The sequence below is a fragment of the Pseudomonas sp. 8_5_2 genome, assembly GCF_059295255.1.
Genome location: NZ_CM181238.1, coordinates 1600623 through 1625503 on the forward strand (window position 1 = coordinate 1600623; position 24881 = coordinate 1625503).

Here is a 24881-nt window from a genome sequence, read left to right on the forward strand (position 1 = left end):
ATTTTATGACCAGGGCGGCCGCTGAAACAGTGGGTCTTTTGATAAAGTGTTTTGACAGAATCTGTAACAATCCTGTGGTAAATCCCCTCGTTTTTTCTTTGCCGGGCTGTAATGCCCGCGCCAGAGCGCCCTGCCGGAACGCGCGTGCCAAATTACTACCAACGTCGAATGGCTTTTGTCGCTCTGGTACAGTTACAAACGGTCCTATACAAAAACAACTATTACACCGAGGTAACACAGATGAGTGCGGCTCCACTGTATCCCGTTCGTCCCGAGGTTGCGGCCACTACCCTGACCGACGAGGCCACCTACAAGGCCATGTACCAGCAATCGGTGATCAACCCGGACGGCTTCTGGCGCGAGCAGGCCCAGCGAATCGACTGGATCAAGCCGTTCACCAAGGTCAAGCAGACCTCATTCGACGACCACCACGTCGATATCAAATGGTTCGCCGACGGCACTCTGAACGTTTCCTCCAACTGCCTGGATCGCCACCTTGAAGAGCGTGGCGACCAGCTTGCGATCATCTGGGAGGGCGACGACCCTTCCGAGCACCGCAACATCACCTACCGCGAACTGCACGAGCAGGTCTGCAAGTTCGCCAACGCCCTGCGTGGCCAGGACGTTCACCGCGGTGACGTTGTCACCATCTATATGCCGATGATCCCCGAGGCCGTGGTCGCCATGCTGGCCTGTGCCCGCATCGGTGCGATCCACTCGGTGGTGTTCGGTGGCTTCTCGCCCGAGGCGCTGGCGGGTCGTATCATCGACTGCAAGTCGAAGGTGGTGATCACGGCCGACGAGGGTTTGCGCGGCGGTCGCCGTACTCCGCTCAAGGCCAACGTCGACCTGGCGCTGACCAACCCCGAAACCAACAGCGTGCAGAAGATCATCGTGTGCAAGCGCACCGGTGGCGAGATTGCCTGGCACCAGCACCGCGACATCTGGTACGAAGACCTGATGAAAGTCGCCTCCAGCCACTGCGCGCCGAAAGAGATGGGCGCGGAGGAAGCGCTGTTCATCCTTTATACCTCCGGCTCCACCGGCAAGCCCAAGGGCGTGCTGCACACCACTGGCGGCTATCTGGTGTATGCCGCGCTGACCCATGAGCGGGTGTTCGACTACCGCCCCGGGGAGGTGTACTGGTGCACCGCCGACGTCGGCTGGGTCACTGGCCACAGCTACATCGTCTACGGGCCGCTGGCCAACGGTGCCACCACCTTGCTGTTCGAAGGCGTGCCGAACTACCCAGACATTACCCGGGTGTCGAAGATCGTCGACAAGCACAAGGTCAATATTCTGTACACCGCGCCAACAGCCATCCGCGCGATGATGGCGGAAGGGCAGGCTGCAGTCGAAGGAGCTGACGGCTCCAGCCTGCGCCTGCTGGGTTCGGTGGGCGAGCCGATCAACCCGGAAGCCTGGAACTGGTACTACAAGACTGTGGGCAAGGAGCGTTGCCCGATCGTCGACACCTGGTGGCAGACCGAGACCGGCGGCATCCTGATCAGCCCGCTGCCGGGCGCAACCGGCCTGAAGCCAGGCTCGGCGACCCGCCCATTCTTCGGTGTGGTGCCGGCGCTGGTAGACAACCTGGGCAACCTGATTGACGGCGCCGCCGAAGGTAACCTGGTGATCCTTGATTCCTGGCCGGGCCAGTCGCGTTCGCTGTATGGCGACCACGACCGTTTCGTCGACACCTACTTCAAGACCTTCCGTGGCATGTACTTCACCGGCGACGGTGCGCGGCGCGACGAGGACGGTTACTACTGGATCACCGGTCGTGTGGATGACGTGCTCAACGTATCCGGCCACCGCATGGGCACTGCCGAGATCGAAAGCGCCATGGTGGCGCACTCGAAAGTGGCTGAAGCCGCCGTGGTGGGCGTGCCGCACGACATCAAGGGGCAGGGCATCTATGTCTATGTCACGCTCAATGCCGGCATCGAGGCCAGCGAGCAGCTGCGCCTGGAGTTGAAAAACTGGGTGCGCAAGGAGATCGGTCCGATCGCCTCGCCGGATGTGATCCAGTGGGCGCCGGGGCTGCCGAAAACCCGTTCGGGCAAGATCATGCGCCGTATCCTGCGCAAGATTGCCACCGGTGAGTATGATGCCCTGGGCGACATCTCGACCTTGGCCGACCCGGGGGTGGTGCAGCACCTGATCGATACCCACAAGGCGATGAACCTGGCCTCGGCCTGATAGGCGCAAAGGCTGCGCAGCAGCCTTGGTGAATGAAACCCCGACCGGGCAACCGGCGGGGTTTTTGCTTTACTGTTACCCGACATTCATCGGTAACCGATATGTCACCGGTCCTGCGCAAGATCGGGGCGGCAGGAAACAAATCCGCCTGGTTTCGGTGCAAATCCGCCGCCTTTTTGTGCTACACAGCACGCTCCACTTGCCGTACCACAAGGCTTTGCCAATAATAGGCCCAGGAATTGCTAGGTATAAAGGTTCTATTTCTTGCGCTTTTGCATATTTTGCAATGGCTGTCAACATCGCCCGCTGCGGTTTCAAGCGCTTCTGTAAGTAGTTGTCGCTTTGAAGAAATATCGACTAGTGGGCTGTCGTTAAAATGCCAGTCACTCGCTCGTGGTCTTCGACCGACCCTGCGCGGCTTGCGTTGTACCCATTCGCATATCGGGCAGCGGTTACCTGCCTTGTATTGCCCCGTACCGATGGAGTTACCTGATGAAGAAGCTCGCACTGCTTGGCGCCCTGGCGCTGTCCGTGTTTTCCCTGGTGTCGCAGGCCGATGAGAAACCGCTGAAGATCGGCATCGAAGCCGCCTACCCACCCTTCGCCTTCAAGCAGCCCGATGGCAGCATTGCCGGTTTCGACTACGACATCGGCAACGCCCTGTGCGAAGAGATGAAGGCCAAATGCACCTGGGTCGAGCAGGAATTCGACGGCCTGATTCCTGCGCTTAAAGTGCGCAAGATCGACGCCATCCTGTCGTCGATGTCGATTACCGACGACCGCAAGAAGTCGGTCGACTTCACCAAGCGCTACTACCTGACCCCGGCGCGCCTGGTCATGAAGGACGGCACCACCGTCAGCGAAAGCCTGGATGAGCTGAAAGGCAAGAAGATCGGCGTGCAGCGCGGCTCCATCCACGATCGCTTCGCCAAGGAAGTACTGGGTGCCAAAGGTGCCACCGTAGTGCCTTACGGTACCCAGAACGAAATTTACCTGGACGTGGCAGCCGGCCGCCTCGACGGCACCGTGGCTGACGCCACCCTGCTGGAAGACGGCTTCCTCAAGACTGACGCCGGCAAGGGCTTCGCCTTCGTGGGCCCGGCATTCACCGACGCCAAGTACTTCGGTGACGGCATCGGCATCGCCGTGCGCAAGGGCGACAAGGCCAACGTCGACCGCATCAACGCGGCCATCGACGCCATCCGTGCCAACGGCAAATACAAAGAAATCGAGAAGAAGTACTTCAACTTCGACATCTACGGTCCAGACTCGAACTAAGACATCGGGTTGACCTGTGCAATGGTGCAAACAGCAGAGGTTCTGAGGTTTGCACCATTTTTCATTCCCAAGCCCTGAGGAATACCAAACATGTTGAAAGGCTATGGGGCAGTCATCCTCGACGGGGCGTGGCTGACGCTGCAGCTTGCCTTGTCGTCGATGGCCCTGGCCATTGTCCTCGGCCTGATCGGCGTGGCGCTGCGTTTGTCGCCGGTGCGCTGGCTGGCCTGGCTGGGTGATCTGTATTCCACGGTGATCCGTGGCATTCCGGACCTGGTCCTGATCCTGCTGATCTTCTACGGCGGGCAAGACATCATCAACCGGGTGGCACCGCTGCTCGGGTACGAAGACTACATCGACCTGAATCCGCTGGTTGCGGGTATCGGCACCCTGGGCTTCATTTTTGGCGCTTACCTGTCGGAAACCTTCCGCGGTGCCTTCCTCGGCATCCCCAAGGGCCAGGCGGAAGCGGGCGTGGCGTATGGCATGAGCAACCGCCAGGTGTTCTTCCGCATCCAGGTGCCGCAAATGATTCGCCTGGCGATCCCTGGCTTCACCAACAACTGGCTGGTGCTGACCAAGGCCACTGCGCTGATCTCGGTGGTCGGGCTGCAGGACATGATGTTCAAGGCCAAGCAGGCGGCCGATGCCACCCGCGAGCCTTTCACCTTTTTCCTGGCGGTGGCGGCGTTGTACCTGGTGCTGACAAGCGTTTCGCTGCTGGCCCTGAAGTATCTCGAGCGCCGCTATTCGGTGGGCGTCAAGGTAGCTGAACTATGATCTTCGACTACAACGTTGTCTGGGAGGCATTGCCGATGTATTTCGGCGGCCTGCTGACCACCCTCAAGCTGCTGGCGATTTCGCTGTTCTTCGGTCTTTTGGCGGCTGTGCCGCTGGGCCTGATGCGCGTGTCGAAACAGCCGGTGGTCAACCTCACCGCCTGGCTCTACACCTACGTGATCCGCGGCACGCCGATGCTGGTGCAGCTGTTTCTGATCTACTATGGCCTGGCCCAGTTCGAAGCGGTGCGTGAAAGTATCTTCTGGCCTTTGCTGTCCAGTGCCACCTTCTGTGCCTGTCTGGCGTTCGGCATCAACACCAGCGCCTACACCGCCGAAATCATCGCCGGCAGCCTCAAGGCCACGCCCCATGGCGAGATCGAGGCAGCCAAGGCCATGGGTATGTCGCGCATGAAGATGTACCGGCGCATCCTGCTGCCTTCGGCCATGCGCCGTGCGCTGCCGCAGTACAGCAACGAAGTGATCATGATGCTGCAGACCACCAGCCTGGCGTCGATCGTTACCCTGATCGACATCACCGGTGCCGCGCGTACGGTCAATGCCCAGTACTACCTGCCTTTCGAGGCCTACATCACGGCGGGCGTGTTCTACCTGTGCCTGACCTTCATCCTGGTGCGCCTGTTCAAGATGGCCGAACGCCGCTGGCTCGGCTACCTGGCGCCGCGCAAGCACTGACCGCTTTGTGAGAATCGACAGCATGTACAAACTCGAAGTCCAAGACCTGCACAAGCGCTATGGCAGCCATGAAGTGCTCAAGGGCGTGTCCCTGGCGGCCAAGGCCGGCGACGTCATCAGCATTATCGGCTCCAGCGGTTCGGGCAAGTCGACCTTTCTGCGCTGCATCAACCTGCTGGAGCAGCCGCACGCCGGCAAGATCCTGCTCAACAACGAAGAGCTGAAACTGGTCGCGGGCAAGGACGGCGCGCTCAAGGCAGCCGACCCGCGCCAACTGCAGCGCATGCGCTCGCGCCTGTCGATGGTGTTCCAGCACTTCAACCTGTGGTCGCACATGACCGCGCTGGAAAACATCATCGAAGCGCCGGTGCACGTGTTGGGCATGAACAGGAAAGAGGCGCTGGAAAAAGCCGAGCACTACCTGGCCAAGGTCGGTGTCGCCCACCGCAAGGACGCTTTCCCCGGGCACATGTCTGGCGGCGAGCAACAACGTGTGGCAATTGCCCGGGCCCTGGCCATGGAGCCTGAGGTTATGCTGTTCGACGAGCCGACCTCGGCGCTGGACCCGGAGCTGGTAGGCGACGTGCTGAAGGTGATGCAGGCGCTGGCCCAGGAAGGCCGGACCATGGTGGTGGTAACCCACGAAATGGGCTTTGCCCGCGAGGTGTCCAACCAGTTGGTGTTCCTGCACAAGGGCCTGGTCGAAGAGACCGGCTGCCCGCGTGAAGTATTGGCCAACCCGCGGTCGGAGCGCTTGAAGCAGTTCCTCTCCGGCAGCCTGAAGTAAAAGCTGCATTTTTGCACCAGAATAGGGCATGCTGCGCGGCGAGCGCAGCCTGACCCGGCGCACAGACTCGAACGACCCCAGGTTTCGGACCGCACCCTATGACCACCCAGCGAATCGGTTTTCTCATCTGGCCCAGCACCAGGCCCTTGACCCTGGCGCTGGCAGAGGAAGTGTTGCTGGTGGCGCAGCGGGTGCATCCGGACGTGGTCTACGAGTTGGCGTTCCTGCAGGCGGAGCCTGCGCAGGAAAGTGCCTGGCGCCTGCCTGGCGAGCCGTGGACTGGCCGGCTTGAGGGCTTCCACAAGCTGTTTCTGCTCGCCGATGAACCGCCTGTGGCGATGGGGGCTGCCTTGTCGGCGGCGCTCAAGCAGGTGGCCCGTAGCGGCTGCATGATTGGCGGGTTGTCCGCTGGTGTTTATCCGCTGGCGATGCTGGGCCTGCTCGACGGCTATCGGGCTGCGGTGCACTGGCGCTGGCAGGATGATTTTGCCGAACGCTTCCCCAAGGTCATCGCCACCAGCCACCTGTTCGACTGGGACCGTGATCGCCTGACCGCCTGTGGCGGCATGGCCGTTACCGACCTGATGCTGGCAGTGCTGGCCCGTGATCACGGCGCGGAGCTGGCGGGGGCGGTGTCGGAGGAGCTGGTAGTCGAACGCATTCGCGAGGGTGGCGAGCGCCAGCGCATTCCGTTGCAGAACCGCCTGGGCTCGAGCCATCCGAAGCTGACCCAGGCGGTTCTTTTGATGGAAGCCAACATCGAAGAGCCGCTGACTACCGATGAAATTGCCCAGCACGTATGCGTGTCGCGCCGGCAGCTGGAGCGCATCTTCAAGCAGTACCTGAATCGTGTGCCGAGCCAGTACTACCTGGAGCTGCGGTTGAACAAGGCGCGGCAGATGCTGATGCAGACCAGCAAGTCGATCATCCAGATCGGGTTGTCCTGCGGGTTCTCTTCCGGGCCGCATTTTTCCAGTGCGTACCGCAATTTCTTTGGCGCGACGCCGCGAGAAGATCGGAACCAGCGGCGTAGCAGCAGCCCGTTCGAATTGAGTTCGGCGCCTGCCGAAAAGGGCTGAGATTTCGGTTGGGTTTGGGATGAGTGCCTGGGGGGGTATGCCTTGAGGGTGATGGTGGGGCGGATATCGAGCGCCGCCCGCGCGGCGCTCGATTTCCGCCACAACACAACACCAACGACTTGCACCCGCCGCTTCCCCGAATTGTCTGTGAACACCCGTTCACCCAGCCCCCTCTCTCCCGTACACTGCGCGATTGCGACAGTGTTTGTCGCATTGCCGAAAACCTTCTCAAAACTGGGTTTTGCGCTGTAACAAGTTGTCGCTTGGCCGCAAGGACAGGCGCGGATCAGTCCTTACAATCCCCCCATCGCTCGCCACTTCCAGGCCAGCGTTCCTCTTCAGGAGACTCAGATGTCCGTTGAGCAAGCCCCGGTGCAACGTGCCGATTTCGACCAGGTCATGGTCCCCAACTATTCTCCGGCGGCCTTCATTCCTGTGCGAGGCGAGGGTTCCCGAGTCTGGGACCAGTCGGGTCGCGAGCTGATCGACTTTGCCGGCGGCATCGCGGTCAACGCCCTGGGCCACTGCCACCCGGCACTGGTCAAGGCCCTGACCGAGCAGGCCAACACCCTCTGGCATGTATCCAACGTGTTCACCAACGAGCCGGCCCTGCGCCTGGCCCACAAGCTGGTGGACGCCACCTTTGCCGACCGTGCGTTCTTCTGCAACTCCGGCGCCGAAGCCAACGAGGCCGCCTTCAAGCTGGCCCGTCGCGTCGCCCATGACCGCTTCGGCCCTGAAAAGCACGAAATCATTGCCACCGTAAACAGCTTCCACGGTCGTACCCTGTTCACTGTCAGTGTCGGTGGCCAGCCGAAGTACTCCGACGGCTTCGGCCCGAAGATCACCGGAATCAGCCACGTGCCATACAACGACCTGGAAGCGTTGAAGGCACAGATTTCCGACAAGACCTGCGCCGTTGTGATCGAACCGATCCAGGGCGAGAGTGGCGTGGTGCCGGCTGACCTGGCCTACCTGGAAGGCGCGCGCAAGCTGTGTGACCAGCACAACGCCCTGCTGGTCTTTGACGAAGTGCAGACCGGTGTGGGTCGTACCGGCTCGCTGTACGCCTACCAGCACTACGGCGTGACGCCGGACATCCTGACCAGCGCCAAGAGCCTGGGCGGGGGCTTCCCTATCGGCGCCATGCTGACCACCAACGAACTGGCCAAGCACCTGGCCGTCGGTACCCACGGCACCACCTACGGCGGCAACCCGCTGGGCTGCGCCGTGGCCTGCGCGGTGCTGGATGTGATCAACACGCCGCAAACCCTGGCCGGCATCAAAGCCAAGCATGAGCGCTTCAAAACCCGCCTGGAGCAGATCGGCCAGAAGTACAAGCTGTTCAGCCAGGTGCGTGGGGTGGGCCTGCTGCTGGGCTGCGTGCTGACCGAGGCCTGGCAAGGCAAGGCCAAGGACGTGCTCAACGCTGCCGAAAAGGAAGGTGTGATGGTGCTGCAGGCCGGCCCGGACGTGGTTCGCTTCGCGCCAAGCCTGGTGGTTGAAGATGCCGACATCGATGCCGGCCTTGACCGCTTCGAGCGCGCCGTGGCCACCCTGACCCAGGGCTGATTCACCTGCGTTCCCTTCGCCGGCCCCTGTCGTGACCGGGCCGGCGATAGCCGATTTCAGTGCAGGTGCCTGTGTGCCTGCCGTTTTTCCGTGCCGCCGTGAACGGCCCGTATTCCAAAGGAGTGACACCATGCTGGTGATGCGCCCCGCGCAAATGGCTGATCTGAACGAAGTGCAGCGCATGGCTGCAGACAGCCCCATTGGTGTCACCTCGCTGCCGGACGACACCGCTCGCCTGGGCGACAAGATCGCCGCTTCCGAAACTTCCTTCGCCGCCGAGGTCAGCTTCAACGGCGAAGAAAGCTATTTCTTCGTGCTCGAAGACAGTGAAACCGGCAAGCTGGCGGGCTGCTCCGCCATCGTCGCTTCTGCCGGCTACTCCGAGCCGTTCTACAGCTTTCGTAACGAGACCTTCGTGCACGCCTCGCGCGAGCTGAAGATCCACAACAAGATTCACGTGCTGTCGCTGTGTCATGACCTGACCGGCAACAGTCTGCTGACCAGCTTCTACGTGTTGCCGGAACTGGTGAGCAGTGGCTGGGCCGAGCTCAACTCGCGCGGCCGCCTGCTGTTCATGGCCGCGCACCCGGAGCGTTTTGCCGACTCGGTGGTCACGGAGATCGTCGGCTACAGCGACGAGCAGGGTGAATCGCCGTTCTGGGATTCCATCGGCCGCAATTTCTTCGACCTCAACTACGCCCATGCCGAGCGCCTGTGCGGCTTGAAAAGCCGTACGTTCCTGGCCGAGCTGATGCCTCACTACCCGATCTATGTGCCGCTGCTGCCCGATGAAGCGCAGGAAGCCATGGGCCAGGTGCACCCGCGCGCGCAGATCACCTTCGACATCCTCATGCGTGAAGGCTTCGAAACCGAGCACTACATCGACATCTTCGACGGCGGCCCAACCCTGCATGCGCGTACTTCGGGCATTCGCTCGATCGCGCAAAGCCGCGTGGTACCCGTGAAAATCGAGGAAGCTCCGGCCAAGGGCAGCCGCCCGTACCTGGTCTGCAATGGCCAGTTGCAGGACTACCGCGCGGTGCTGCTGGAGCTCGACTGGGTGCCGGGCAAGCCGGTCAGCCTCAGCCTGGCAGCCGCCGATGCACTGGGTGTGGGCGAGGGCGCGAGCGTGCGCCTGGTCGCGGTCTGAGGTCTGGCAACAGACGTTTCGGGATTGATGCGTTAGCAGAGTTTCGCGCCGGCAGACGCCGACGCTCAAGGAGATAGCATGATCGTTCGTCCTGTACGCAGCAGCGATTTGCCTGCGTTGATCGAATTGGCACGCAGCACCGGTACCACCGGGCTGACCACGCTGCCGGCCAACGAAGAACGCCTGGGGCATCGCGTTGGCTGGGCGGAAAAAAGCTTTCGCGGCGAAGCCGAGCGTGGCGACACCGACTACCTGTTCGTGCTGGAAAACGACGAAGGCCTGGTGGTGGGCATCAGTGCCATCGCCGGTGCCGTCGGTTTGCGCGAGCCCTGGTACAACTACCGGGTCGGCCTGACCGTCAGCGCCTCGCAGGAGCTGAAGATCTACCGCGAAATCCCTACCCTGTTCCTGGCCAACGACCTGACCGGCAACTCCGAGCTGTGCTCGCTGTTCCTGCGCAGCGACCATCGCTCCGGCCTCAACGGTCGCCTGCTGTCGCGTGCTCGCATGCTGTTCATTGCCGAGTTCCCCGAGCTGTTCGGCAAGAAGATCATTGCCGAAATGCGTGGCATGTCCGACGAGCAAGGCCGCTCGCCATTCTGGGAAAGCCTGGGTCGGCACTTCTTCAAGATGGAGTTCAGCCAGGCCGACTACCTCACCGGCGTGGGCAACAAGTCGTTCATCGCCGAACTGATGCCCAAGTTCCCGTTGTACACCTGCTTCCTGTCCGAGGCGGCGCGTAGCGTGATCGGCCGGGTGCACACCGACACCGAACCGGCGCTGGCCATGCTCAAGCAGGAAGGTTTCAACTACCAGGGCTACGTCGACATCTTCGATGCCGGCCCGGCCATTGAATGCGAGACCGCCAGGATCCGCGCGGTGCGCGAAAGCCAGACCCTGGTGCTGGCGGTCGGCACGCCGGGCGATGACGCCACTCCATTCATCATCCACAACCGCAAACGCGACGACTGCCGCATCACTGCCGCACCTGCGCGGCTGGCTGCCGGTACCCTGGTGGTCGACCCGGCGACCGCCAAGCGCCTGCGCATGGGCGCAGGCGACAATGTGCGCGCCGTGCCGCTGTCTGCAAGCCGGGAGGCCCAGTAAATGACCACGCATTACATCGCAGGCAATTGGCAGTCCGGCCAGGGCGAACCCCTGCAGTCGCTGAACCCGGTGACGCAAGCTGTGGTCTGGCAAGGGCAGGGCGCTGACGCCAGTCAGGTTGACGCTGCCATCAAAGCTGCACGCCAGACCTTCCCGGCCTGGGCGCAACTGAGCCTGGAAGCGCGCATCGATGTACTGGAAAAATTCGCCGAGCAGTTGAAAACCCATGCCGAAGCGCTGGCCCAGTGCATTGGCGAAGAAACCGGCAAGCCGCTGTGGGAATCGGCGACCGAAGTCACCAGCATGATCAACAAGGTGGCGATTTCGGTGCAAAGCTATCGCGAGCGGACGGGGGAAAAAAGCGGCCCGCTGGCCGATGCCACGGCGGTGCTGCGGCACAAGCCGCACGGTGTGGTGGCGGTATTCGGCCCCTACAATTTTCCCGGCCACCTGCCCAATGGTCATATCGTGCCGGCGCTGCTGGCGGGCAATTGCGTGGTGTTCAAGCCCAGCGAGCTGACTCCCAAGGTCGCCGAACTGACCGTCAACTGCTGGATCGCTGCGGGCTTGCCGGCGGGTGTGCTCAATCTGGTGCAGGGCGCGCGCGAGACCGGCGTTGCGCTGGCCGCCAACGCAGGTATCGATGGGCTGTTCTTCACCGGCTCCAGCCGTACCGGCAACCTGCTGCACCAGCAGTTCGCAGGGCGCCCGGACAAGATCCTGGCCCTGGAAATGGGCGGCAACAACCCACTGGTGGTGGATGAGGTCAAGGACCTCGATGCTGCGGTATACACCATCATCCAGTCGGCATTCATTTCCGCTGGCCAGCGCTGCACCTGTGCCCGCCGCCTGCTGGTTCCGCAAGGCGCCTGGGGTGATGCGCTGATCACCCGCCTGGTCGAGGTGTGCAGAACCATCACGGTCGGCGCCTTCGATCAGCAGCCAGCACCGTTCATGGGCTCGGTGATTTCGCTGCAGGCGGCGCGGGCGCTGATCGCAGCCCAGGCCGAACTGGTCGCCAAGGGCGCCGTAAAACTCCTGGAAATGACCCAGCCGCAGGCGAATGCTGCGCTGCTGACCCCCGGCATTGTCGATGTCACCGCCGTGGCTGGGCGCCCGGACGAAGAGTTCTTCGGCCCGCTGCTGCAAGTGGTGCGCTATGTCGATTTCGACGCTGCCATCGATGAAGCCAACAACACTCAGTACGGCCTGGCCGCCGGGTTGCTGTCCGACTCACGTGCGCGCTATCAGTACTTCTGGCTGCGTAGCCGCGCCGGTATCGTCAACTGGAACAAGCAACTGACCGGTGCCGCCAGCAGCGCGCCTTTCGGTGGCGTGGGTGCCAGCGGCAACCACCGTGCCAGTGCCTATTACGCGGCCGACTACTGCGCTTACCCCGTGGCTTCGCTGGAGACCGCCAGCCTTGCCTTGCCGGCGACCCTCACGCCGGGCATCACCCTATAACAACAGGTCACGGAGCCTAGCCGATGAAATCCTATGAAGTGAATTTTGATGGCCTGGTGGGGCCTACCCACAACTATGGCGGCCTGTCCTACGGCAACGTGGCTTCGCAAAGCAACAGCCAGCAGGGTTCCAGCCCGCGTGAAGCGGCGCGCCAGGGCCTGGCAAAAATGAAAGCCCTGGCCGACATGGGCTTCAAGCAGGGTGTGCTGGCGCCGCAGGAGCGCCCCGACGTGGCCGCGCTGCGCCGCCTGGGCTTCAGCGGCAGCGATGCCGAGGTGATCCAGCGCGCCGCCATCGATGCCATGCCGCTGCTGGTGGCCAGCTGTTCGGCGTCGAGCATGTGGGTGGCCAACGCCGCCACGGTCAGCCCCAGTGCCGACACCGCCGATGGCCGTGTGCACTTCACCGCCGCCAACCTCAACTGCAAGTACCACCGCAGCATCGAGCACCCGACCACCAGCCGCGTGCTGGGGGCCATGTTCAACAACGAGAAACACTTTGCCCACCACCCGGCGCTGCCTGCCGTGGCACAGTTCGGTGACGAGGGGGCGGCCAACCATACGCGGTTCTGCCGTGGCTATGGTGAGGCTGGCGTCGAGTTTTTCGTCTACGGTCGCAGTGCCTTCGACAGCCGTTATCCGGCGCCGCAGAAGTATCCGGCGCGGCAAACCCTCGAAGCTTCGCAGGCAGTGGCCCGGCTGCATGGGCTGAGCGATGACGGGGTGGTCTACGCTCAACAGAACCCGGCAGTGATCGACCAGGGCGTATTTCACAACGATGTGATTGCTGTGGGTAACGGCGAGGTGCTGTTCTACCACGAGGACGCGTTCCTCGACACCGACGCGGTACTTGGCCAACTGCGAGCTAAACTGGCCAGCAAGGGTGGCAACTTCCAGGCCATCTGCGTGCCGCGGGCGGCGGTGGGGGTAGAGGACGCGGTGCGTTCCTACCTGTTCAACAGCCAGCTGCTCAGCCGTGATGACGGCTCCATGCTGCTGGTGGTGCCGGAAGAATGCCGCAGCAACGAGCGCGTGTGGGCCTACCTGGGCCAGCTGACGCACCAAGGCGGCCCGGTGAAGGAGGTCAAGGTGTTCGACCTCAAGCAAAGCATGCAGAACGGCGGTGGCCCGGCTTGCCTGCGTTTGCGCGTGGCATTGAAAGAAACCGAACTGGCGGCGGTCAACCAAGGCGTTATCATGACCGCCCCGCTGTACGACACCCTGCTGCAATGGGTCGACAAGCATTACCGTGATCGCCTTGTAGAGGCGGACCTGGCCGACCCACAGCTACTGCTGGAGTGCCGTACGGCCCTGGACGAATTGACCCAGATCCTGAAGTTGGGCTCGGTGTATCCGTTCCAACGCCAACCTTGAAGAGAGACTTTGTTATGACCGACGCCCTGCGCCTGATCCTTGAAGATGAAGACGGCACCCAGCTGGAAACCTCCTGCACCCGCTTTGCCGTGGTCTGGCAAGGCAAGGAAGTGTGGATTCAGCAGGATGGCCGTGGCCAGCTGCTGATCGGTGTGGATGTCGATGAGGACGATAGCGAATACGCCAACCTGCTGCTGCGTCCGATGGCCACCAACCTGGTCAGCCTGCAGCTGGAAATGGAACCGGCTGAAGTCGCCGAAGGCGACGATCACGTCCATGGTCCCGACTGCGGCCACCACCACTAAGGAAGCCCCTATGCTCGCCCTTGGCAAATTGCTTGAGCTGACCCTCACCGATCACGAACCGGCCGAGAAGACCCAAGTGACACCCAAGGGCGCGCGTTTGCGCTGGCTGGGGGAGGGCGCGCTCGAAGTGCGTCCCCCCGAAGCCGAGGATTGCGGGCTGGACCTGCTGCTCTCCGCCGGTATTCACGGTAACGAGACGGCGCCGATAGAGCTGCTCGAGCGGCTGCTCCACGGGGTCGCCAACGGCAAGATCAAACCGAAAGCGCGGGTGCTGTTCCTGTTTGGCAACCCCGCAGCGATCCGCAAGGGCGAGCGCTTCATCGAGCAGGACATCAACCGCCTTTTCAATGGCCGCCACGAGCTGTCCAGCGGCTTCGAGGCCCTGCGTGCCGCCGAGCTGGAACAATTCGCCCGGGTGTTCTTCAGCAAGCCGCTGCGCAGCCGCCTGCATTACGACCTGCATACCGCCATTCGCGGTTCGAAGATCGAGCAGTTTGCCCTTTATCCTTATAAAGAGGGCCGCACCCATTCCCGCCGCGAGCTGGCGCGCCTGGCCGCAGCAGGCATGGAGGCCGTGCTGCTGCAGAGCAAGTCCTCCATCACCTTCAGTGCCTTCACCTACGAGCAACTGGATGCCGAAGCATTCACCCTGGAGCTCGGCAAGGCGAGACCGTTCGGGCAGAACGAGCAGGTCAACCTCGACAGGCTGGAGGAGCGGCTGATCCAGATCATCGAAGGCACCGAGCCAGAGGGTGAAAGCTCTCTGGATGGTCTGCAGCTGTTCAGCGTCTCCCGCGAGATCATCAAGCACAGCGACAGCTTTCACCTGCACCTGCCTGCAGACATCGAGAACTTCTCCGAGCTCAGCAAGGGTTACCTGCTGGCCGAAGACCTGGCCGAAACGCGCTGGGTGGTGGAAGAGGAGGGCGCGCGCATCATCTTTCCCAACCCCAAGGTCAGAAATGGCCTGCGGGCGGGCATCCTGATCGTGCCGGATTCGGGCCAGCAGCTGGAGTGAGGCGCCCATCTCAGTCCTGCTATTTCGGATCCCATTACGGATGAACACCTTTTAATTCACCGCCTGTTCCATTTTCCCTTCCCTTGGGCGGTAATTGGCTTGCCAGTGGCGAAAGGCTGGATTTAGCATCCATTCATGCCATTTTCGTTTGCATGGCCATCAAAGCCGTCCAATCGACACTTTCTATCGCATAAACACACTGCACCGAGATTGCAGGACCGATATAATGCGGCCCTTTGCCGTCGTTTCGTCGACGTGTTTGCCCGACTGGGCCGCCGTTTCCGTGGAAGAACCTATGAAAAGCGCAGAAATCCGTGAAGCCTTCCTTCGCTTCTTCGAAGAGCAGGGACATACCCGAGTCGCCTCCAGTTCGCTGATTCCGAACAACGACCCGACCCTGCTGTTCACCAACGCAGGCATGAACCAGTTCAAGGACTGCTTCCTCGGTGCGGAGAAGCGTGCCTACACCCGGGCCGTCAGCAGCCAGAAGTGCGTGCGCGCCGGTGGCAAGCACAACGACCTGGAAAACGTCGGTTATACCGCGCGTCACCACACCTTCTTCGAAATGCTGGGCAACTTCAGCTTCGGCGACTATTTCAAGCGCGACGCCATCACCTTCGCCTGGACCTTCCTGACCTCGGAACAGTGGCTGAACCTGCCCAAGGAAAAGCTCTGGGTCACCGTCTACGCCACTGACGACGAAGCCTACGACATCTGGACCAAGGAAGTTGGCGTGCCGGCCGAGCGCATGGTGCGCATCGGCGACAACAAGGGCGCCCCGTACGCCTCCGACAACTTCTGGACCATGGGCGACACCGGCCCGTGCGGCCCGTGCACCGAGATTTTCTACGACCACGGCGCCGACATCTGGGGCGGCCCGCCCGGCTCGCCGGAAGAAGACGGTGACCGCTACATCGAGATCTGGAACAACGTCTTCATGCAGTTCAACCGCACTGCCGACGGCGTGCTGCACCCGCTGCCAGCGCCGTCGGTGGACACCGGCATGGGCCTGGAGCGCGTCAGCGCCGTGCTGCAGCACGTGCACTCGAACTACGAGATCGACCTGTTCCAGAACCTGCTGGCTGCCGCGGCCAAGGCCATCGGTTGCAGCAACGAGGGCCAGGCCTCGCTCAAAGTGGTCGCCGACCACATCCGTTCGTGCGGCTTCCTTATCGCCGACGGCGTGCTGCCATCCAACGAAGGCCGTGGCTACGTGCTGCGCCGCATCATCCGTCGCGCTTGCCGTCACGGTAACAAGCTGGGCGCCAAGGGCAGCTTCTTCTACCAGATCGTCGCCGCACTGGCTGCCGAGATGGGCGAGGCCTTCCCTGAGCTGAAGAGCCAGCAGGCGCACATCGAACGCGTGCTCAAGGCGGAAGAAGAGCAGTTTGCCAAGACCCTGGAGCAGGGCCTGCGCATCCTCGAGCAGGACCTGGCCCAGCTGCAAGGCGACGTGGTCCCGGGCGACGTGGTGTTCAAGCTCTATGACACCTACGGCTTCCCGATGGACCTGACCGCCGACATCGCCCGTGAGCGTGAGCTGACCATCGACGAAGCCGGCTTCGAGCGCGAAATGGACGCCCAGCGTGAGCGTGCCCGTTCTGCCAGCGCCTTCGGCATGGACTACAACAGTGTGGTCAAGGTCGACAGCGCCACCGAGTTCCTCGGCTATGACGCCACCGAAGGCCAGGGCAAGATCATCGCCCTGTACAAGGACGGCCAGGCGGTCGACCAGCTGGGTGAGGGCGAGCAGGGCGTGGTGGTGCTTGACCGCACGCCGTTCTACGCCGAATCCGGTGGCCAGGTTGGCGACTCGGGCTTCCTGCAGGCCGGGGCTGCACGGTTTGACGTGCGCGACACCACCAAGACCGGTGGTGCCTTCCTGCACCATGGCGTGGTCGCCAGCGGTGCGCTGCTGATCGGTTCGCCGGTCGAGGCCAAGGTCGATGCCGAGGTGCAGCACGCCACCTCGCTGAACCACTCCGCCACCCACCTGCTGCACGAAGCGTTGCGCCAGGTGCTGGGCGAGCACGTGCAGCAGAAGGGCTCGCTGGTCGACAGCCAGCGCCTGCGTTTCGACTTCAGCCACTTCGAGGCACTGAAGCCAGAGCAGATCAAGCTTCTGGAAGACATCGTCAACCGCGAAGTGCGCAAGAACACCCCGGTTGAAACCGAGCTGACCGACATCGAGACCGCCAAGGCCAAAGGTGCCATGGCGCTGTTCGGCGAGAAGTACGGCGATACCGTGCGTGTACTGAGCATGGGCGGCGATTTCTCGGTGGAGCTGTGCGGCGGTATTCACGCCAAGCGAACCGGTGACATCAGCCTGTTCAAGATCATCAGCGAAGGCGGCGTGGCCTCTGGCGTACGCCGTATCGAAGCAGTTACCGGGGCTGCGGCGCTGGCCTACCTGAACGCTGCCGAAGAGCAGGTCAAGGAAGCCGCGCAGCTGGTCAAGGGTAACCGCGACAACCTGATCGACAAGCTGTCGGCTGTGCTCGAGCGCAACCGCCAGCTGGAGAAGCAGCTTGAACAGCTGCAGGCCAAGGCCGCCAGCGCCGCCGGGGATGATCTCTCCAACGCGGCCGTTGAGGTCAAGGGTGCCAAGGTACTTGCAGCCCGCCTGGATGGGCAGGACGGCAAGGCCCTGCTGGCCCTGGTCGATCAGCTGAAGAACAAGCTCGGCCACGCAGTGATCCTGCTGGGCAGCGAGCATGAGGGCAAGGTCGTGCTGGTGGCCGGCGTGACCAAAGACCTCTCCAGCCAACTCAAGGCTGGCGATCTGATGAAGCAAGCCGCTGCGGCAGTGGGTGGCAAGGGCGGTGGCCGTCCGGACATGGCCCAGGGTGGCGGCGTCGACGTCGCTGCACTGGACCAGGCCCTGGCGCTGGCCGTGCCGTTCGCAGAGCAGGGACTTTGAGATGAGGGGGCCGGCGGTCTAGTCGCCGGCCCCTTCATGTTGGATTGTTTTTTGGGGCCCTGTATGGGCTGAGGCACCATTGAAATGGCGTTGATCGTACAGAAATTTGGCGGCACCTCTGTCGGTTCCATCGAGCGGATCGAGCAGGTAGCCGAAAAGGTCAAGAAACACCGTGAAGCGGGCGACGACCTGGTGGTCGTGCTGTCGGCCATGAGCGGTGAAACCAATCGCCTGATCGATCTGGCCAGGCAGATCACCGATCAGCCGGTGCCGCGTGAGCTGGATGTGATCGTGTCGACCGGTGAGCAGGTCACTATCGCCCTGCTGACCATGGCCTTGATCAAGCGTGGTGTGCCAGCGGTGTCCTACACCGGCAATCAGGTGCGCATTCTTACCGACAGCTCGCATAACAAGGCGCGCATCCTGCAAATCGACGACCAGAAGATTCGTGCCGACCTCAAGGAAGGCCGTGTGGTGGTTGTAGCGGGCTTCCAGGGCGTCGACGAGCACGGCAGCATCACCACCCTGGGCCGTGGCGGCTCCGATACTACCGGCGTGGCCCTGGCGGCGGCGCTGAAGGCTGACGAGTGCCAGATCTACACCGACGTCGACGGTGTCTACACCACCGACCCGCGCGTTGTGCCGCAGGCCCGTCGCCTGGAGAAGATCACCTTCGAAGAGATGCTGGAAATGGCCAGCCTCGGCTCCAAGGTGCTGCAGATCCGGTCGGTGGAGTTCGCCGGCAAGTACAACGTTCCGCTGCGCGTGCTGCACAGCTTCAAGGAGGGTCCGGGGACCCTCATTACCATTGATGAAGAGGAATCCATGGAACAGCCGATCATTTCCGGTATCGCCTTCAACCGTGATGAAGCCAAGCTGACCATTCGCGGCGTGCCGGACACCCCGGGCGTGGCCTTCAAGATCCTCGGCCCGATCAGCGCTTCGAACATCGAAGTCGACATGATCGTGCAGAACGTCGCTCACGATAACACCACCGACTTCACCTTCACCGTGCACCGCAACGAGTACGAGAAGGCGCAGAACGTGCTGGAGAACACCGCCCGTGAAATCGGTGCGCGTGAAGTGATCGGCGACACCAAAATCGCCAAGGTATCGATCGTTGGCGTCGGCATGCGTTCGCACGCCGGTGTCGCCAGCCGCATGTTCGAAGCCCTGGCGAAGGAGAGCATCAACATCCAGATGATCTCCACGTCCGAGATCAAGGTCTCGGTGGTGATCGAAGAGAAGTACCTGGAGCTGGCGGTACGTGCGCTGCACACCGCGTTCGAGCTTGACGCCCCAGCCCGACAGGGCGAGTAAGGCGCTGCCTGGAAGGGCGCGGCTTGCCGCGCCCTTCGCGTTTCTGCTTGCCGCGCAGGCCCTGTCCTGCCCTGTGTGGCGAGTAACCGGGCCAGGTCGTCGTCCACGGCCAGGCCCAGATACCCAAGACTGTTACCCCTGAATGTTTGCGTAAGGAGAAAGCTATGTTGATTCTGACTCGTCGGTGCGCCGAGAGCCTGATCATTGGAGACGGCGAGATCACCGTGACGGTGCTCGGCGTGAAAGGCAACCAGGTGCGTATTGGCGTCAGCGCCCCCAAGGAAGTGGCTGTTCACCGTGAGGAAATCTACCTGCGGATCAAGAAAGAGAAGGATGAAGAGCCAAGCCTTTAATTCTTTTGAAGTTTTTTTCAAAAAAAGGGTTGCAAAGGTGAAAGAGGTTCTTTAATATTCGCCTCGTGTTGCGGTGAGGTGGCCGAGTGGCCGAAGGCGCTCCCCTGCTAAGGGAGTATACCTCATAAGGGTATCGGGGGTTCGAATCCCCCCTTCACCGCCATTATTCGCTTAGGGCGCTGTAAACAGTAAGAACGCTAAGTAGTTGATCTTAAACGAAAAAGTTCTTGCAAAAATGTTTCAGCGACCTATAATGCGCGGCAAGACACGGACTCATAGCTCAGCTGGATAGAGTACTCGGCTACGAACCGAGCGGTCACAGGTTCGAATCCTGTTGAGTCCGCCACTTTTGAAGTGGCTTTGATTACAAGGCTACTTCAAACAACCAGTGGTAATCTGGTCTAAAACTACCAATTGCGGACTCATAGCTCAGCTGGATAGAGTACTCGGCTACGAACCGAGCGGTCGCAGGTTCGAATCCTGCTGAGTCCGCCACTTTCTTGAAGTGGCTCTGCTTGCAAAGCTGCTTCAGTCAACCAGTGGTAACCTGGTCTAAAACTACCACCACGGACTCATAGCTCAGCTGGATAGAGTACTCGGCTACGAACCGAGCGGTCGCAGGTTCGAATCCTGCTGAGTCCGCCATACCCCATCAAGAAGCCCGCTCAATTGAGCGGGCTTCTTGTTTTTATCGCCACTGAAATTGTTGGTGATGTCGATCTAAGCTCTTCTGTGAGCGCAATGTGCTTTCCCATCTTCCGCAACCGTCGCACTGATGGCTTCGACCGTTGTCCTAGCTTTATCACGCAAACGATTGTTCTGGCCGAAAATTTAAGCGATCTGACAGCTTGAGCAGTGTATGATTGCGCCCGTCAGCCCCGCCGGGGCTTGTGGAAAACCACCATGGACTTACCCAGTAGTTACCCCTTAACAAGTTTTATACAGAACGATCTGACCGATTGATTCTCCCGGCGTGCTCCACTGCTGGGAGTGGAGTTCGCCTATGACTGAAGTAGAAGTAAAAAAAGCGCAAGACAGCCTGCAGGACCGCCTGGCCCAGGTGGTCGAATTGCTGCAGCGCCAGCGCGTGGTCGAAGACCTGACCCACCGCCAGGAAGGTGCGCACAACGACCTGGTGGAAAACCTGGTACACCGCCAGAACCTCGTCGAGCTGCAGCGCAAGCTCGATGACCTGCACCCTGCCGACATCGCCTACATCCTCGAAGCCTTGCCCCTGGAAGACCGCCTGACGGTCTGGCAGCTGGTGCGCTCGGACCGCGATGGCGACATCCTGCTGGAAGTATCCGACTCGGTTCGTCAATCGCTGATCGCCGACATGGACGATCACGAACTGCTCGCTGCTGCCAAGGAAATGGACGCCGACGAGCTGGCCGACCTTGCGCCCGAGCTGCCGCGCGACGTTGTCCACGAGCTGATGGAAACCCTCGATGCCCAGCAACGCGAGCGCGTGCGTTCGGCGCTGAGCTACGACGAGGAGCAGGTCGGCGCGCTGATGGACTTCGAGATGGTCACCATCCGCGAAGACGTCAGCCTGGAAGTGGTGTTGCGCTACCTGCGCCGCCTGAAAGAGCTGCCCAACCATACCGACAAACTGTTCGTGGTCGACTACGAAGGCATCCTCAAGGGTGTACTGCCTATCAAGCGCCTGCTGGTCAACGACCCGGAGAAGAAGGTGGCGGAGGTCATGGCGACCGACCCGGTATCCTTCAAGCCCGAGGAAGATGCCTACGACGCTGCACTGGCGTTCGAGCGTTACGACTTGGTATCGGCACCGGTAGTCGACAAGAACGACCGCCTGATTGGCCGTCTGACCATTGACGAGATGGTCGACCTGATCCGTGAGGAAAGCGAAAGCGAAGTCCTCAACATGGCCGGTCTGCGTGAAGAGGAAGATATCTTTGCCTCGGTCTGGCGCTCGTTGCGCAACCGTTGGGCATGGCTGGCGATAAACCTGATTACCGCCTTTGTCGCTTCGCGAGTGATTGGTCTGTTCGAAGGCTCGATCGAGAAGCTGGTGGCGTTGGCCGCGTTGATGCCGATCGTAGCGGGTATTGGTGGCAACTCCGGTAACCAGACCATCACCATGATCGTCCGTGCCATGGCGCTGGACCAGGTGTCGCCGGGCAATACCAGCCGCCTGATGCGCAAAGAGCTGGCGGTGTCGCTCATCAACGGCCTGGTCTGGGGCGGGGTGATTGGTGCGGTGGCCTTCTGGCTGTATGGCAGCTGGTCACTTGGCGTGGTCATGACCGCGGCGATGACCTTGAACTTGTTGCTGGCGGCGCTGATGGGCGTGCTTATTCCGATGACCCTGGCCCGCCTTGGGCGCGACCCGGCGATGGGCGCGAGTGTGATGATCACTGCTGTGACCGACAGCGGCGGTTTCTTCATCTTCCTCGGCCTGGCTACGGTGTTCTTGCTCTGACCCGGCTGCAGGAGAGATTGCCCAGCCCATTGGGCTGCGCTTTTGCGCACAGAACTGATGCTGGGCGCTCCGCGTACACTGTGGGAGCGGGTGCGCCCGCTCCCACAGGTCCCTGGGGGCCGCCCACAAAAAAGCCAGCTTACGCTGGCTTTTTCATGTTCGCTGCAAACCTCAGGAGGCGTCGGCAGCCATTTCCACATCATGAGCGATGAGCGCCACCAGGGCGTTCTGCTGTCGGTGGGACAGCTGGCGGAAGCGTTGCAGCAACTCGCGCTCATGCAGGGACAGCTCCGGGCTGTCCAGGCGCATGCTCAGCTCTTCACCCAGCGCACCTTCCTGGATCAGGCTCTGTTCCAGGCGGGCGATGATTTCGGAGTTCATGCTGCGGTGATGGTTGCGCGCTACCTCGGCAATGCGCTCACGCATCCCGTCTGGCAGGCGGACGACGAACTTGTCAGCGGTGCGGCTCGAATAAATAGCCTGTTTCAATGGGCGCATATAAATTGACCAGATTTTGGTTCAGGGGGAAGCGGTTCTCAAATTGGCCGCACGGGATGGAAGTACGACCGTGGCGACGACAAAATGTTCAACCGTCGGTGAAAAATGGGTGTTCATCTTGCCTCATAGTCGCCGTTTCCTTGGCGTCAATTCTGTGACAAATAGTGAGCCGGGTAAAGGCTTTCTGCCAGTACCAATTATCAGAAATGAGCACTGGTTTGAAAAGTTTTACATACTCCGACTTGGCTAACCGTCAGACTTTTGCCGTCAAAAACGGGTAAAACACAGCAAAAGATCAGGAACCCCCCTAAAATGCGCCGGTTCCCCTACATAGAGCATAGTGGCTATGCAACATGACGCAAGCGACCGCCGATCAGGGACAGGCCGGTTGATATTTTTGTTAGGGCCGTCGGGTTCGGGGAAAGATTCCCTGCTCGACGCGTCACGTGAGCGGCTGGCGGCCGCAGGTGTGGAAGTCGCCCGGCGCGTCATCACCCGTTCCGCTGAAGCGAAGGGCGAAGCCGCCCAAGGCGTGACGGCGGAACAGTTCGAAACCTTGTGTGCACAGGGCGCCTTTGCCATGCATTGGCGAGCCAACGGCCTGGGCTACGGCATCCCGCGTCAGATCGACGATTGGCTGGCGGCGGGCAGGGCGGTGCTGGTGAATGGCTCGCGGGCCTATCTGGCCGAGGCCCGCCAGCGCTACCCGGACCTGTTGGCCGTGCTGATCGAGGTCAGGCCCGAGGTGCTGCGCCAGCGCTTGCTGGCACGCGGCCGGGAAACGGCAGAGGAAATCGAGCAGCGCCTGGCCCGCAACGCCCGGATGCAGACATCGGCCGACCCGTCGGTGCATGTGCTGGACAACTCCGGCACCCTGGAAACAGCTGTGGCGGGGCTGTTCCTTTTGCTTGGCGATGAGGGTGTGCTCCCCCGGTTGTAGCAATACCAGAAAAGGATTACGCAAAATCCCCGGCGAGTACATGACAAACGCCAGCATGCTGGTTAACATGCTGGCCGACCCGCTGCGCAGCGCCCGCTGCCGGTGCTTGCGTCTCAGTAGCTCAATTGGATAGAGCATCCCCCTCCTAAGGGGAAGGTTGGCAGTTCGAACCTGCCCTGGGACGCCATTTCTTGCCTCTCCCGTACCCGCAGGGCAACACTCGGTCAGCTGGCCACAAGCTTGCCTGCCAGGCGCTGACGCATCACCAGATACCCCGTCAAGACCAGCCCCACTGCCAGCACCGTAAACCAGAACTGGAAGCGCGACGCCGGGTCGAACGCCTGGGTGCCGATCACCGTCAGCAAGGCGAACAGTGCGACCAGATTGGCATACGGGAAGAACCAGGCACGGAATGCGTTCGGGTCGACGGGTTCGTGGCGGGTTTTCCAGCGCATGGCCACGTGGGCGATGATGATGAAGATCCACACGATCATCACCAGGCTGCCGGTGCTCTTGGCCAAGGTCATGAACAAGTCGCCGCCGCTGAGAAAATGCACGGTCAGGATCATCACGCAAATCGACAGGCTCAGCAGCAGCGCATTGATCGGCACGCCCTTGGCGCTGGTACGCGAGAACAGCTTGGGCGCGTGCCCACGCTGGCTCAGCGAGAACAGCATGCGCGAGTTGGAGAACATGAACGAGTTCATCACCGACATGAACGAGACGAACAGCACCAGCTTCATGGCCACTGCCGCGGCGCCGAAACCGGCCAGGCTGAACAGCGAGACGTAGGGCGAGGCCAGGTTGGCCTTGTCGGTCCACGGCAGGCACAGGATCAGGATCGACACCGAGCCGACATAGAACAGCATCACCCGCAGGATCACGCTCTTGATCGCGCGGATCACGTTCTGCCGCGGGTTCTCCGATTCACCCGCCGCGACGGCGGCGATTTCGCTGCCCCCCAGCGAGAAGATCACCACGATCACGCCGGCCATCACCGGCGACAGGCCGTTGGGCATGAAGCCGTCATGGGCGGTGAGGTTGACCAGGCCGGGGGAGGGGATATCGCTGTGCAGGCCGAGCAGGATGGACAGGCCCAGCAGCATGAAGATGAGGATGGTGGCTACCTTCATCGCAGCCAGCCAGTATTCCACTTCGGCAAACGAACGCACCGAGTAGGCATTGCTGGCCATCAGCGTCACCAGCATCAGGAAGGCGCCTGCCCAGATCGGCAGCCAAGGCAGAAAGTCATGCAGGATGGCGCCCAGCAATACGGCTTCGAGGGTGATGGTCATCATCGACTTGAACCAGTACAGCCAGCCGACGGCAAACCCCGCCCAGTCGCCCAGGTACATGTTGGCGTAGGTCGAAAACGACCCGGCATCCGGGGTGCGGCAGGCCATTTCCCCGAGCATGAACATGACCAGCGTGACCACCAGGCCGCCGATGAAGTACGACAGGATGGCTGCAGGCCCCGCCGATGCGATCAGCGCCCCCGAACCCATGAACAACCCTGCACCGATCACCCCGCCTAGCGCAATCATGGTGATATGCCGCTGCTTCAGGCTTTGCTTCAAACTGTTGGATTGCATTT

At 61.6% G+C, this 24881-nt stretch carries 20 protein-coding genes and 5 tRNA genes; 23 read left to right on the forward strand and 2 right to left on the reverse strand.

Going from position 1 to position 24881, the window contains the following annotated elements; translation table 11 throughout:
- Window positions 1-240 precede the first annotated feature (240 nt).
- The 21 genes from acs (at window position 241) to mgtE (ending at window position 21849) form a co-directional block, all read left to right on the forward strand.
- Complete coding sequence (gene acs / locus AC5O5R_RS07310; protein WP_494512252.1) at window positions 241-2202, forward strand: acetate--CoA ligase; 1962 nt, start codon at window positions 241-243, stop codon at window positions 2200-2202.
- 492 nt (window positions 2203-2694) lie between these two features.
- Window positions 2695-3480 carry an ABC transporter substrate-binding protein gene (locus AC5O5R_RS07315; RefSeq protein ID WP_172222349.1) on the forward strand — a complete coding sequence of 262 codons (786 nt, stop codon included), beginning with the start codon at window positions 2695-2697 and terminating at the stop codon, window positions 3478-3480.
- A 90-nt stretch (window positions 3481-3570) separates the two neighbouring features.
- Window positions 3571-4260: an ABC transporter permease gene (locus AC5O5R_RS07320; protein WP_016488497.1), complete on the forward strand. Its 690-nt coding sequence runs from the start codon at window positions 3571-3573 to the stop codon at window positions 4258-4260.
- Window positions 4257-4955, forward strand: a complete 699-nt coding sequence (locus AC5O5R_RS07325) for an ABC transporter permease (RefSeq protein WP_172222354.1) — start codon at window positions 4257-4259, stop codon at window positions 4953-4955. Before AC5O5R_RS07320 ends, AC5O5R_RS07325 begins: the two co-directional genes overlap by 4 nt.
- A gap of 22 nt (window positions 4956-4977) precedes the next feature.
- Window positions 4978-5742: an ABC transporter ATP-binding protein gene (locus AC5O5R_RS07330; protein ID WP_172222359.1), complete on the forward strand. Its 765-nt coding sequence runs from the start codon at window positions 4978-4980 to the stop codon at window positions 5740-5742.
- A 98-nt stretch (window positions 5743-5840) separates the two neighbouring features.
- Complete coding sequence (gene argR, locus AC5O5R_RS07335) at window positions 5841-6821, forward strand: transcriptional regulator ArgR (protein WP_172222364.1); 981 nt, start codon at window positions 5841-5843, stop codon at window positions 6819-6821.
- Window positions 6822-7172: 351 nt separating this feature from the next.
- Entirely contained in the window at window positions 7173-8393 is a 1221-nt protein-coding gene (locus AC5O5R_RS07340) for an aspartate aminotransferase family protein (protein ID WP_172222367.1), read from the forward strand.
- Window positions 8394-8523: 130 nt separating this feature from the next.
- A complete protein-coding gene (gene aruF / locus AC5O5R_RS07345) occupies window positions 8524-9543 on the forward strand; it encodes an arginine/ornithine succinyltransferase subunit alpha (RefSeq protein ID WP_172222371.1) in 1020 nt (339 codons plus the stop codon).
- 78 nt (window positions 9544-9621) lie between these two features.
- Complete coding sequence (gene astA, locus AC5O5R_RS07350; protein WP_172222375.1) at window positions 9622-10650, forward strand: arginine N-succinyltransferase; 1029 nt, start codon at window positions 9622-9624, stop codon at window positions 10648-10650.
- A complete protein-coding gene (gene astD, locus AC5O5R_RS07355) occupies window positions 10651-12114 on the forward strand; it encodes a succinylglutamate-semialdehyde dehydrogenase (protein ID WP_172222379.1) in 1464 nt (487 codons plus the stop codon).
- 23 nt (window positions 12115-12137) lie between these two features.
- On the forward strand, window positions 12138-13487 hold the full coding sequence (gene astB / locus AC5O5R_RS07360) for an N-succinylarginine dihydrolase (RefSeq protein ID WP_172222383.1): 1350 nt from the start codon (window positions 12138-12140) through the stop codon (window positions 13485-13487).
- A 14-nt stretch (window positions 13488-13501) separates the two neighbouring features.
- On the forward strand, window positions 13502-13792 hold the full coding sequence (locus tag AC5O5R_RS07365; protein ID WP_172222387.1) for a topoisomerase II: 291 nt from the start codon (window positions 13502-13504) through the stop codon (window positions 13790-13792).
- 10 nt (window positions 13793-13802) lie between these two features.
- Window positions 13803-14810, forward strand: a complete 1008-nt coding sequence (gene astE, locus AC5O5R_RS07370; protein ID WP_172287898.1) for a succinylglutamate desuccinylase — start codon at window positions 13803-13805, stop codon at window positions 14808-14810.
- A gap of 295 nt (window positions 14811-15105) precedes the next feature.
- The gene (gene alaS, locus AC5O5R_RS07375; RefSeq protein WP_494515138.1) at window positions 15106-17730 is read left to right on the forward strand and encodes an alanine--tRNA ligase; all 2625 of its coding nucleotides are present in this window, start codon (window positions 15106-15108) and stop codon (window positions 17728-17730) included.
- Window positions 17731-17814: 84 nt separating this feature from the next.
- Window positions 17815-19050 carry an aspartate kinase gene (locus tag AC5O5R_RS07380; protein ID WP_172222400.1) on the forward strand — a complete coding sequence of 412 codons (1236 nt, stop codon included), beginning with the start codon at window positions 17815-17817 and terminating at the stop codon, window positions 19048-19050.
- A gap of 164 nt (window positions 19051-19214) precedes the next feature.
- Entirely contained in the window at window positions 19215-19403 is a 189-nt protein-coding gene (gene csrA, locus AC5O5R_RS07385; protein WP_003254503.1) for a carbon storage regulator CsrA, read from the forward strand.
- Window positions 19404-19475: 72 nt separating this feature from the next.
- Window positions 19476-19566 (forward strand) — tRNA-Ser (locus tag AC5O5R_RS07390).
- Between the two features lie 106 nt (window positions 19567-19672).
- Window positions 19673-19749 (forward strand) — tRNA-Arg (locus AC5O5R_RS07395).
- Window positions 19750-19821: 72 nt separating this feature from the next.
- A tRNA-Arg gene (locus AC5O5R_RS07400) sits at window positions 19822-19898 on the forward strand.
- A gap of 73 nt (window positions 19899-19971) precedes the next feature.
- Window positions 19972-20048, forward strand: a tRNA-Arg gene (locus AC5O5R_RS07405).
- A gap of 358 nt (window positions 20049-20406) precedes the next feature.
- Window positions 20407-21849, forward strand: a complete 1443-nt coding sequence (gene mgtE, locus AC5O5R_RS07410) for a magnesium transporter (protein WP_172222406.1) — start codon at window positions 20407-20409, stop codon at window positions 21847-21849.
- A 171-nt stretch (window positions 21850-22020) separates the two neighbouring features.
- On the opposite strand, the gene AC5O5R_RS07415 is transcribed toward mgtE, so the two are convergent.
- Complete coding sequence (locus tag AC5O5R_RS07415) at window positions 22021-22347, reverse strand: Arc family DNA-binding protein (RefSeq protein WP_172222409.1); 327 nt, start codon at window positions 22345-22347, stop codon at window positions 22021-22023.
- Between the two features lie 346 nt (window positions 22348-22693).
- Here AC5O5R_RS07415 and phnN point away from each other — a divergent pair, with 346 nt between their 5' ends.
- Both phnN and AC5O5R_RS07425 read left to right on the forward strand, forming a co-directional pair.
- A complete protein-coding gene (gene phnN / locus AC5O5R_RS07420) occupies window positions 22694-23287 on the forward strand; it encodes a phosphonate metabolism protein/1,5-bisphosphokinase (PRPP-forming) PhnN (protein ID WP_494515139.1) in 594 nt (197 codons plus the stop codon).
- A 110-nt stretch (window positions 23288-23397) separates the two neighbouring features.
- Window positions 23398-23474: transfer RNA gene (locus AC5O5R_RS07425), tRNA-Arg, on the forward strand.
- Window positions 23475-23511: 37 nt separating this feature from the next.
- On the opposite strand, the gene AC5O5R_RS07430 is transcribed toward AC5O5R_RS07425, so the two are convergent.
- Window positions 23512-24879 carry an amino acid permease gene (locus tag AC5O5R_RS07430; protein WP_494515140.1) on the reverse strand — a complete coding sequence of 456 codons (1368 nt, stop codon included), beginning with the start codon at window positions 24877-24879 and terminating at the stop codon, window positions 23512-23514.
- Window positions 24880-24881: the final 2 nt, after the last annotated feature.